The 10,180-nt window shown below is 64.8% G+C and carries 15 protein-coding genes; 4 read left to right on the top strand and 11 right to left on the bottom strand.

Features of this window, described 5'->3' with window-relative positions:
* Positions 1–219: 219 nt before the first annotated feature.
* The 5 genes from ACHWRX_RS04320 to dksA all read right to left on the bottom strand — a co-directional run bounded on the left by ACHWRX_RS04320 (position 220) and on the right by dksA (position 3,474).
* Positions 220–441 carry a hypothetical protein gene (locus ACHWRX_RS04320; RefSeq protein ID WP_394658221.1) on the bottom strand — a complete coding sequence of 74 codons (222 nt, stop codon included), beginning with the start codon at positions 439–441 and terminating at the stop codon, positions 220–222.
* On the bottom strand, positions 434–823 hold the full coding sequence (locus tag ACHWRX_RS04315; RefSeq protein WP_058736334.1) for a DUF4112 domain-containing protein: 390 nt from the start codon (positions 821–823) through the stop codon (positions 434–436). Before ACHWRX_RS04315 ends, ACHWRX_RS04320 begins: the two co-directional genes overlap by 8 nt.
* A 55-nt stretch (positions 824–878) precedes the next feature.
* The gene (locus tag ACHWRX_RS04310; RefSeq protein ID WP_394658220.1) at positions 879–2,447 is read right to left on the bottom strand and encodes an ABC transporter substrate-binding protein; all 1,569 of its coding nucleotides are present in this window, start codon (positions 2,445–2,447) and stop codon (positions 879–881) included.
* A 62-nt stretch (positions 2,448–2,509) separates the two neighbouring features.
* On the bottom strand, positions 2,510–2,872 hold the full coding sequence (locus tag ACHWRX_RS04305) for a PilZ domain-containing protein (protein WP_183615450.1): 363 nt from the start codon (positions 2,870–2,872) through the stop codon (positions 2,510–2,512).
* A gap of 143 nt (positions 2,873–3,015) precedes the next feature.
* A complete protein-coding gene (gene dksA / locus ACHWRX_RS04300; RefSeq protein WP_058736184.1) occupies positions 3,016–3,474 on the bottom strand; it encodes an RNA polymerase-binding protein DksA in 459 nt (152 codons plus the stop codon).
* Between the two features lie 311 nt (positions 3,475–3,785).
* Here dksA and ACHWRX_RS04295 point away from each other — a divergent pair, with 311 nt between their 5' ends.
* Positions 3,786–4,127 (top strand): hypothetical protein, encoded by a 342-nt coding sequence (locus tag ACHWRX_RS04295; RefSeq protein WP_394658219.1) that lies wholly within the window; start codon positions 3,786–3,788, stop codon positions 4,125–4,127.
* 48 nt (positions 4,128–4,175) lie between these two features.
* Here the strand turns inward: ACHWRX_RS04295 and ACHWRX_RS04290 are convergent, their stop codons facing one another.
* Genes ACHWRX_RS04290 through ACHWRX_RS04270 form a run of 5 tightly spaced genes read right to left on the bottom strand, consistent with a single transcriptional unit; the run spans position 4,176 to position 7,596 of the window.
* Complete coding sequence (locus tag ACHWRX_RS04290; RefSeq protein ID WP_394658218.1) at positions 4,176–5,312, bottom strand: GNAT family N-acetyltransferase; 1,137 nt, start codon at positions 5,310–5,312, stop codon at positions 4,176–4,178.
* Positions 5,309–6,157, bottom strand: a complete 849-nt coding sequence (locus ACHWRX_RS04285) for a glycerophosphodiester phosphodiesterase family protein (RefSeq protein WP_394658217.1) — start codon at positions 6,155–6,157, stop codon at positions 5,309–5,311. The genes ACHWRX_RS04290 and ACHWRX_RS04285 overlap by 4 nt, the downstream gene beginning before the upstream one ends.
* On the bottom strand, positions 6,129–6,599 hold the full coding sequence (locus ACHWRX_RS04280; RefSeq protein WP_058736188.1) for a RidA family protein: 471 nt from the start codon (positions 6,597–6,599) through the stop codon (positions 6,129–6,131). The genes ACHWRX_RS04285 and ACHWRX_RS04280 overlap by 29 nt, the downstream gene beginning before the upstream one ends.
* The gene (locus ACHWRX_RS04275; protein WP_394658216.1) at positions 6,596–7,234 is read right to left on the bottom strand and encodes an HAD family hydrolase; all 639 of its coding nucleotides are present in this window, start codon (positions 7,232–7,234) and stop codon (positions 6,596–6,598) included. The genes ACHWRX_RS04280 and ACHWRX_RS04275 overlap by 4 nt, the downstream gene beginning before the upstream one ends.
* Positions 7,231–7,596: a DUF3572 domain-containing protein gene (locus ACHWRX_RS04270; RefSeq protein ID WP_394658215.1), complete on the bottom strand. Its 366-nt coding sequence runs from the start codon at positions 7,594–7,596 to the stop codon at positions 7,231–7,233. The genes ACHWRX_RS04275 and ACHWRX_RS04270 overlap by 4 nt, the downstream gene beginning before the upstream one ends.
* On the opposite strand from ACHWRX_RS04270, the gene ACHWRX_RS04265 reads away from it, so the two are divergent.
* From ACHWRX_RS04265 to spt, 3 genes are all read left to right on the top strand, one after another.
* Entirely contained in the window at positions 7,583–7,945 is a 363-nt protein-coding gene (locus tag ACHWRX_RS04265) for a response regulator (RefSeq protein ID WP_058736190.1), read from the top strand. The genes ACHWRX_RS04270 and ACHWRX_RS04265 overlap by 14 nt on opposite strands.
* A 125-nt stretch (positions 7,946–8,070) precedes the next feature.
* Positions 8,071–8,310 carry an acyl carrier protein gene (locus ACHWRX_RS04260; protein WP_394658214.1) on the top strand — a complete coding sequence of 80 codons (240 nt, stop codon included), beginning with the start codon at positions 8,071–8,073 and terminating at the stop codon, positions 8,308–8,310.
* 6 nt (positions 8,311–8,316) lie between these two features.
* Positions 8,317–9,567, top strand: a complete 1,251-nt coding sequence (gene spt, locus ACHWRX_RS04255; protein WP_394658213.1) for a serine palmitoyltransferase — start codon at positions 8,317–8,319, stop codon at positions 9,565–9,567.
* A gap of 95 nt (positions 9,568–9,662) precedes the next feature.
* On the opposite strand, the gene ACHWRX_RS04250 is transcribed toward spt, so the two are convergent.
* Entirely contained in the window at positions 9,663–10,046 is a 384-nt protein-coding gene (locus ACHWRX_RS04250; protein ID WP_058736193.1) for a hypothetical protein, read from the bottom strand.
* Positions 10,047–10,180 lie beyond the last annotated feature (134 nt).

Raw genomic sequence — 10,180 nt, 5'->3', positions numbered from 1 at the left:
ATGACCTCGAACATACGCGCACCCGCGCCGCGGGCCGGCAGGACGGAGGCCAAGACGACCACCGCCACCAGGCTGAGCAGGAAGGGATCGACTTTGAATCGAAAGGAAGAACGCGCCATCCGCTCTTCCTGCCCTTCGATGGCGATGCGGGCAAACGCAATGATGGACCGGGAGTTGCGTGAAACGCCACGGAGGGCGCTGCCTGACCGCCGGATACTGTCAGTCGGCGGGCGCGGGCTCCGTAGCGTAGTCCTGCGCCCATGAGGGCAGACCTTCTGGCAGGCGGCGGGCATCGATCATCTGCGCCGCCTCATCCAAGGCGCGCGCTTCGCCCACGGTCTTAGCGCCCGGCCCGGCCGCGTCGTCCGCCTTCTTACACCCGCCAAGCGTCGAGGCCGCCGCGCCAATCGCCGCGAGAGGCAGATACCGGCGCTCAGCCATCGATCACCTGCGTGTGCGGATGGTGCTTGTCCATGTGGCGGCGGATCAGTTTCAGGTTGCGGCTGTTGGAGCGGAACATGAAGTCGAACACGTCCCCGGCCAGCGGGATCGCGCCAAGTGCCGTGTCGATGCCGACGTTGCCGATCATCCGCGCCAGTTGAAACTTCGACATGCCCAGGTTGCGCGCTTCCCAAACGATGTAGAGGCCCAGCATCGCCGCGATCGCATCGCCCGCGATCGGCACCAGCCCGATGATCGCATCAAGGCCCACCGGCCGATTGGTCCCGGGAAGCATGAAGCTGCGCTCCAGCAGGCGCTCCATCGCTTCCACCCGCAGGCGGATCGAAGCCGGATCGTTGCCCAGTGGCAGATCCAGCCCCATGCGGCGCGCTTTTCCCGTTTCCACCACGTGCCGACACCTCGCTCAAGTTCGAGGATTATTTGGGCACCCAAGCGAGCGGCATCAAGGGATGCCACGCATAGCTATTGCTGGCGAAGCCCGCGACATTGCCCCGCACCAGCGACCATCGGATCGGCGCGCCGAAGGGGATGAAGATATTGGCCTGCGTCAGCCGCGCCTCGGCCTCTCCCAGCACGGCCGATCTTTGCGAGGGGTCCACCACGCGTGCCGCCTGGGCGACGATGCTGTCCACCTCAGGATCGCACAGCCCTCGCCGTGCGGCACAGGACAGCCGGTTCAAGAACCAGCGCGCGCGCGGGAAACGGGCCACATCGTCGATCAGGCGCAAGTCCGCCGCCGCGAAGCTGCGCGCGCGGACGCTGTTCACGCCAATGCGCTGGAAATCGCCCGCCAGCTTCTCGAACAAGATGTCCGAGCCCGGACCGGCAGGGAGCCAGATCGACAGCCGCGGCGCGGGCCGCCCCGGCGTGGCACCGGCAGGCTTGCCGGCGGCTTCATTTTCGCTCTCGGTCGCTGCCCCTCGTCCGTCGATCCAGTCCTGCACCCGCGCGGCGGCAACGCTGCGACGCTGCTCGATCGACTGGCTGGTCCAGCGCTCGCCATTGGTCTGCAAATCGCCTTCCAAACCGGGTGAGACGATCCGGGTAGCGGGAGTCCAGCCGCCTACACCGAACGGCGCCATCAAGGCGGCCCGATCGATCGCCAGCGCCAGCGCCTCGCGATTGCGCGGATCCGCAAGAAAGCCGGTATCCTTCGCCGCCAGCAGGCCGAACAGACCGATGACCGGATCAAGCTGAATCGTACCCCGCAGGATGCCGACCGAGCTGGTATAGGGAAAGTCCTGGATGCGGCCGCCCAACACCAGGTCCACTTTGTTGTCGTTGAAGCGGGCCACGGCCTGAGACGCCGGCAGTTTCGTCATCACGATCTGGCGCGTGCGATCTTCCCAACCGGGCACTTGCGGCAGGCCGAGGCGTGAAGGCTCGATCGCGGTGAAGCGCGCGACGGCGCCGTTACGATCGATCACCATCGGCCCATCACCGCGCTTCTCGCGCAGTAGGCCCAACTCTGGCTGGGCCATCAACTGCAGAAAATACGGCATCGGGCGGAACAGGCGTATCTCGATGACGCGCCCGGCCATCACCCGCACTTCCTCCACCGCCGCCAGATCGAGCCCGAGGGGCGCGCCGCGCTGCGCCTTCATCGCGGCATCCAGCGCAGCCTTGGCGGATTTGGCGGTCAAGGGATCGCCGTTGCGCCATTCGCCGTCCCGCAGGCGGAAAATATAGCTTTGTCCATCGTCGGTGACGATCCAGCGGTCCGCCAGCGCGGGCACCACCCGTCCCTGCTCATCGAACGACACCAGGCCCTCCGCCACCGATGCACGCGTCAATTGGCGGGCCAGCGGACGGTCCAGCCCGGCCTGGTATTCATCATCCGGCCCGGTGATGACGGCGAGAGCGAAGGGAGAGTTGTCTCGCTTGCCACATCCGCAAAGGGCAAGGGAGGCGGCGCAAAGCGTGAAAAGGGCCGTGGCCTTCCAGCGGGCCGGTCTTTTCGCGGGCGCTGGAAGCTGGACGGGCATGGTCTGGGACTAGAGCATTTTGCCGCCGCCGCAAAGGCGAGCGGGCAGGATTTCGGCAGGTGTCAGACCTTGCGGACCTGTCCGGGTTCACCCAGCGACTGGCGAGTCGGTTCGAAGCGATTTATCTGGCCGCCGGGGCCCTCCGCGCGGATACGAGCCAGCCGGGGGTCGATCGGTTCGACAAAGGCGACGCCGAAGCGGCTTTCCTGCACCCAGGCCACCGAACCGCGCACCCAGCCAAGATTGCGGATCTGAACATCCAGCACATCGCCACGGCGGACGCGGACTTCGCCCTCACCCATCATGCCGCCCTCGGACAGATTGCGTACCTTGATGCGGTGTTCGACGGAGGTTCCGTCCAGACGCAGTTCGGCCATAAGAAACAGGCTGTCGCGTGCGATCTGCCTATTCTCGCTACCGTCCATTGGCTCCATCCCGCGTTCGATCGGGCGATCTGGGTTAATAGAAATTTTCCGCCGAGGCGGCGGCCTGGCGCACACTATTAGCCTGCAACCACGAAAAAACGCTTAATCCGCGATCTGGTCCGATCAGCGGCGGACGGCGCCGTTCAATCGTCGCGCGAAACTTTCTCGCGGCGCTCATGCGCTTCCTGTGCTTCCACGGTCATTGTGGCGATCGGGCGCGCGATCAGGCGGCCAAGCCCGATCGGCTCTCCAGTCACTTCGCAATAGCCGTATTCGCCTTCCTCGATGCGACGCAGCGCCGAATCGATCTTGGCGATCAGCTTGCGCTGGCGATCGCGCGTGCGCAGTTCGATGCCCCAATCCGTCTCGCTGGACGCGCGATCGTTGAGGTCGGGTTCACGAATCGGACCGTCCTGCAGCTGCTGGAGAGTCCCGGCGGACGCCGCCAGGATCAGCCGCTTCCACGACATCAACAGCTGGCGGAAATAGTCCTGCTGCGATTCGGACATGTAGGCTTCATCGTCGGACGGCACATAGGCCCCGCCGATCTCGCGCTTTGCTTTGGCAAGTACGTCAATTTCGTCAGCCAGGGCCGTCGCCATTTCAGATGAACTCCGCATGGTTTCATCCTGGAACGACGACACCCTGCGACGCCGGTCTTAGCCGGTCGTCCCCCGCATCCCAGGTTGCCCGCGCCTATAAATGCGGGGGGTTGCACACACAAGCATTGATCACGGCCGAAAACGCAATTTGCGCTGCCAGAATGGAGCTTTGGAATGCACGCCTTGGGCAATGAACGCGTTGACCCGCAGATTAATTTTTCCCGTTAACCATTTGTTGAGCATGCTAAGCGAGAGTCAGCCTAGGACTGAGGGCCGGTTTATCGCGCCCACGTACCCAGGGGTATGTTCCGATGAGCCTTGCTTGGATTAACCAAACCGATTTCGCCCGCGCCGTCCCAGCCTCCGCGCATGAGATAGAGGATGCGCTCGTCGCCACCTGCCTGACTGCGGCGGCGCAAGGCGACACCAGCGCCTATTACGACCTGGGCGTGGCCTTTTCCACCGGCAGCCATGGCGTCGATTGCGACATGATCGAGGCGCACAAGTGGTTCAACCTCGCCGCCGTCGCCGGTCACGAGGAAGCCGCGATGTGCCGAGCCGATGTGGCCGAGGAAATGACCGCGAGCGAGATCGCCGAAGCCCAGCGCCGCGCGCGCGAATGGCTTTCGAGCACCACTCGCCGGGCGGCCTGATCGGGACACTCTCGTATTCCCGCGTTTCGATTGACTTGGGAGGCTTCGTCAGCCCTTCTTGAACGGCGTACGATCCCCCAGCCATTCTCGCTCCTGCTCGGCGCCCTGCCGCTCTCGCTTGAGGAAATCGGCGATGGCCTCGCGAAAGCCGGGATGAACGATGTAGTGGGCCGAGATTGTCGGCACCGGTTCGTAACCGCGCGCCAGCTTGTGCCCGCCCTGCGCCCCTGCTTCCACGCGTGAAAGGCCCAGCGCGATCGCCGCGTCGATCGCCTGATAATAGCACAGCTCGAAATGCAGGAACGGCTTGTCCACCAGCGCGCCCCAATAGCGGCCGTAGAGCGCCTCATCCCCAATGAAGTTGAGCGCGCCTGCCACCGGCTCATCACCGTCGTATGCCAGCACCAGCAGGATCTTGTCCGCCATGGTCTCGCCCAGCAGCGTGAAAGCCTCTCGGGTAAGGTAGGGTTGCCCCCATTTGCGCTGCCCGGTGTCCTGGTAGAACAGCCAGAAGGCGTCCCAATGCTCTTCGCGCAAGTCCGGGCCGGTGATCGCGCGGATCGTCACGCCTTCCTGGGCCTTGGCCCGCTCCTTGCGCAAGTCCTTGCGCTTGCGGGAGGATAACGCCTCAAGGAATGCGTCGAAGCTGGCGTAGCCGCGATTGTACCAGTGAAACTGGGTATCCTCGCGCAGCAGCCAGCCCGCCTCCTCGAACAATGGCACCTGCTCAGGCGAGAGGAAGGTGGCGTGCGCCGAAGACAGGCCGTGCTGCTCACACAAGGCTTCGGCGGCGCGCAGCAGTGGCAGGGCCAGTCCGGGTTGTCGTGTCAGGATGCGCGGGCCGGTGGCGGGGGTGAACGGCGCCGCGATCTGCAGCTTGGGATAATAGGAGCCGCCAGCCCGTTGCCAGGCGTCCGCCCAGGCATGATCGAAGACGTACTCGCCCTGGCTGTGCTGCTTGAGATAGGCCGGCAGCGCGCCCGCCAGCGTGCCGTCCGCAGCTTCGATCAGGATCGGCGCGGGGGCCCAGCCGCTGCGCCCGCCGACGCTGCGCGAATTCTCCATCGCCGCCAGGAACGCGTGGCTGACGAAGGGATTGCCGCCATCGGTCAGCGCGTCCCACTCCGCCGCGGGCAGATCGGACACCCCGCCCGCCACTTTCGCGATGATATCGCCTTCGCTCATGCCGGATCGCCCGGATGGGAGCTGTCGGTGAGCGACTGAGCCCGCTGCGACTGAGCGGACTCAAGCCCCTCACCCTCGATGATGTCCGCATCGGCATGTAGCAGCGCCCGTTCGCGATGCGTCGCACTGCTGACCGTCCAGGTCACGATCGGCAGGCCCCGGGCCCGCTGGCGCGTGGCGAAGCGGCTGGGCAAGTCGCGGATGTCGTAAGTGAGAAAGTCCGGCCGGGCATGCCACAAGGCCAGGCGGCGGCGGATCATGCCTGCCAGCGCCCGGTCCTCTCCCTCGCTGATGGTCAGCGCACGGACCGTGTGAGGCGAGTGCCGGCAGTACCAGCGCGAGACACGCGGATCGAAGCTGATCACCGCGTGATGTCCCACATAACCCTCCAGCACCCGGCGCACGGCGAGGCACAGGGCCGCGACGCGATCGCGCCGCTGCGTCTTGATCTCGATCAGCACCGGCACGCGTCCGCCGATCACATTCAGCGCTTGGCGCAGCGTGGGGATCGTCTCGGCCGAGCCTTCCAACGCTATTCGGCCCAATTGCTCGGCGCTGTATCGGCCGATCTCACCCTCGGTACCGGTCAGCCGCTCCAGCATGCTGTCGTGGAACACCACCGCCTGCCCATCACCAGACCGCTGGACGTCCAGTTCGATGCCCAGCCCGGCCTCGACCGCGGCGCGAAAAGCGGCGAGCGAGTTTTCCGGCACGCCTGGGCCATGCAGGCCGCGATGGGCGTAGTCCTGCGCGCCCACCCACTCGACCTTGCGCGGGTCGGGCGGCGGAGCGCGCCAGCGGTCCAGTGTCAGAAAATCAAAGAGGCCGGACAGCGACAATCGCATCAACCTCGACCGCGGCACCCAGCGGCAGCACCGGCACGCCCACCGCGCTGCGGGCATGCTGTCCCGCCTCGCCGAAGACTGCCGCCATCAGTTCGGACGCGCCGTTGATCACCTTGGGCTGATCGGTGAAGCTGGCGGTGGAGCTGACGAAGCCACCCAGCTTGACGATCTGCTCCACGCGATCGAGCGAGCCCAGCGCCTTTTTCAATTGCGCCAGGATCATCACCGCGCAAGCCTGCGCCGCCAGCACGCCGTCTTCCACCTGGACATCCTCACCCAGCCGCCCGGTGACGAGCTTGCCGGAGATGAAGGGCAATTGCCCCGAGACATGCGCCAGGCCGCCCGCGATCACCACCGGCACGTAGGCCGCCACGGGCGCTGCCGGCTCAGGCAGGCTCAGACCGAGTTCGGCCAGACGGGCTTCGATTGCGTTATCGCTCATGCCTGTTCCTTTTCTTCGTCATGCAGGCGGGAGAGCAGCCAGGGAGCGGCCTCCGCCCAGTTATCGATTCGCGCATGGGCGTGGCCCGCCTTGTGCGCACAAGTGATGTTGGGCGCGATCAGCGGCTCGGCGCACAGATGCAGGCGCGAAACCTCGGGCGCGATGGCGCTGACCGAATCGTGATGCTGCGGCAGATCATCGATGAACGCGGCCCGGCTGGGTTGGTACTCGTCCAGGATCGCCTTCAACGCCGGACCCTTGGGCCCCTGGTTGGTGAAGACGCGCAGGTCCAGGCCATGCTCCAGCAGTTGCCTGGTGCGCGAATCGCGGCGGTGATCCATCAGGTTGGTCAGCACCACCACGTCGGCCTCCTGGCTCAGCGCCCCGATGGCATCGATCGCGCCGGCCACGGCGGTCTGGCGATGCATCTGCTCGTCAAAGAACTTGTTGAGCAGTTCCCAGATCGCTTTCTGCTCCAGCTTCTCGCCGGTGAGGCTGTTGGTGATGGCATTGGCGAAATCGTGGCGGGACATGTCGAAGGTCATGCCCTCCTCCTCGGCCAGCCAGTCGCGGAAATGCGATATCATGTGCAGCAGCACTTCGTCGCAATCGGTTATCACCAGGGGGCGGTTCATGCGGTAAGCCTTTCGCGAGCGGCGACCAGGTCCTGCGGGCGGCAGCCCAGCGCCTCGGCCGCCGCGATCAGGTCCGGCTCATGGCCGCAAAGATATTCAAGAACCGCCGCCAGCGTGGAGGGATAGCCCAGCGAGGCGCGCAGTTCGTCAGGGGTCAATCCGGTCAGCGCCAGAAAGCGCCCGGCACGATCATCGTCGATGACGATCCAGCCCAGCGCGTTCAGCGCCAGCGTTTGCGGATCGCCGCCTCCGGAGTTTTGCGTAGGAGTGGGAATTGTCAGCCTCGTGTCGGTGCCATAGAGGGCGGATAAGCATTCATGCCATATGGTAGATAGGGTCGCGAACCGAATGGCAAAGCGCATTCTCGTTGTCGAGGACAACGACCTCAACAGAAAGCTGTTCTGCGACGTCCTGAAAAGCCAGGGCTTCGCGGTGGAGCCGGTCGCCGATGGCCGTGACGCGCTGGAACGGGCGCGCGAGTTCGTGCCGAACCTGATCATCATGGATATCCAGCTGCCCAACGTCTCCGGGCTGGACCTGATCGAGGCGGCGAAAAAGGACCCCGTCTTGCGAACCATCCCGGTGCTGGCGGTGACCGCCTACGCCGGCAAGGGCGACGAGGAACGCATTCGTGAGGCCGGGGCGGAGGGGTATCTGGCCAAGCCGGTATCGATCGGACCGTTCATGCAGGCGGTTCGGGCGCTCGTCTAAACGCACTGCGTTCGCCGCAAGCCGCGCCGCGAATAGTCCTCTAAGGCTTGACACCCTACCCCCATCGCCGCTTTTGCGCCCCATTCTGAGGCCACAAGCGCCGCAAAGCAATTCGGAGCAGACCCATGGACCGCGAAGCCACCAAGGCCCGCATCGACACCCTGATCGAACCGTTCAACAAGAAGGGCGTGGCCATCACCGACGCCACCCGCTTCACCGACGATCTGGAATTCGACAGCCTGACCATCATGGATTTCGTGGCCGCCATCGAGGACGAGTTCGATATCATCATCAGCATGAATCAGCAGGCCGAGATCGAAAACTACGGCCAGCTGATCGACGCCGTGGTGAAGCTGAAGGGCTGATCTGACATGACCGAAGCCGTAAACCAGCCGGACCAGCCCGAGGTTATCGAGGGCGGCCAGCCCGACTTGTTCAGCAAGTTTGATCCGCTGATCGAGATGCGCCGCAACCTGCTCGACTCGGGCGTGGAAGATCCCTTCAGCCTGGTGATGGACCGGGTGCTTTCGCCCACCACGGCGATCTGCAACGGGCGTGAGACGATCCTGCTGGGCACCTACAACTACATGGGCATGACCTTCGATCCCGACGTGATCGAGGCGGGCCAGAAGGCGCTGACCGACTTCGGCTCGGGCACCACCGGCAGCCGGGTGCTCAATGGTACCTATTCAGGCCACAAGGCGGTCGAGCAGGCCTTGTGCGAGTTCTATGCCATGGATCATGCCATGGTGTTCTCGACCGGCTACCAGGCGAACCTGGGCATCATCTCCACCATCGCCGGCAAGGGCGACTACATCATCCTCGACATCGACAGCCACGCCTCCATCTGGGACGGCTGCAAGATGGGTGACGCCGAAGTCGTGCCGTTCAAGCACAACGACCTGAAGGCCATGGAAAAGCGCCTGAGGCGCATTCCCGACGGCGCGGGCAAGCTGGTGATCCTGGAAGGCGTCTATTCCATGATGGGCGATATCGCCCCGCTCAAGGAAATGATCGCCGTCGCCAAGAAGCATGGCGCGATGGTGCTGGTGGACGAAGCGCATTCGATGGGTTTCATTGGCCCCAACGGGCGCGGCGTGGCCGAGGATCAGGGCTGCCTGGACGATGTCGATTTCGTGATCGGCACCTTCTCCAAGTCGGTCGGCACCGTGGGCGGCTTCTGCGTCTCGAACCATCCCAAGTTCGAGATCATGCGGCTGGTCTGCCGCCCTTACGTGTTTACCGCCAGCCTGCCGCCCAGCGTCGTCGCCACCGCCTGCACGTCGATCCGCAAGCTGATGCACGCGGCCGACAAGCGCGCGCATCTGTGGGAGAATTCACGCACGTTGCACGCGGCGCTCAAGGCCGCGGGCTTCCAACTTGGCACCGAAACCCCGCAAAGCGCGATCATCGCAGTCATCATGCCCGACCTGGAGCGCGGCGCGGCGATGTGGGAAGCCCTGCTGCACGAAGGGCTTTACGTGAACCTTGCCCGCCCGCCGGCAACGCCCGCCAACATGACGCTGCTGCGCTGCTCGCTGTGCGCCGCACATACGGCGGAGCAGGTTCAACAGATCGTCGGCATGTTCAAGCGCGCCGGAGTAAAAGCCGGCATTCTCTGAGAAACGCGCGGGCGGGGGCTGGGCAGCCTCCGTCCGCCTCTCACCCTGCGGGCAACCAAGCTAGCGGTGTGCCAGCCTCGGCTGCCGCCTCGTCCTCACCGCATAGCGATCGGTTTGGTGCCGCTGGTCGAGGACTGCGCTTCCAGCGTAGCCTTGGGCGTGCGCGTTGCGAAATAGTCCTGCCCGTGCTGGTTATAGGCATAGAAGTCGGTGATCGGCACCGTGTACTCACGCGTGCCGCTGCTGATGATCACGTCGTTGCCCGACATCCGCTCTACCATGCCGACCGGCTTGCCGCCTGCGTCGAAAATCTGCAGCCCATGCGCCATTTCCGTGCGCGTCACGTTGCGCACTGTCATCACGTTGGGGTCGTTCAGGGCCGCATTGTCGGCCGGATCGACAGTGGTGCCGTCTTGCGCGATCGTGGGGGAAGCCGCCGCGAGGGCCGCTCCGGCGGCGAAAAGCATGATCTTGATCATCAGAATTCTTCCATCAACTAGGCGTTTGCCCGGAGAATGCCGCGTGCCGTGCGCAAGTTGCACACAAGCTGACACCGAACCGGCTGCGTCGACCAGACGACGCCTCCACGCGACAAACGCCATGGTGCGAGACA

This window comes from uncultured Novosphingobium sp., assembly GCF_964277725.1.
GTDB classification, from domain to species: domain Bacteria; phylum Pseudomonadota; class Alphaproteobacteria; order Sphingomonadales; family Sphingomonadaceae; genus Novosphingobium; species Novosphingobium fluoreni.
The sequence above is the reverse complement of the archived record's forward strand: the minus strand, read 5'-3'. Positions and strand labels throughout refer to the sequence as shown.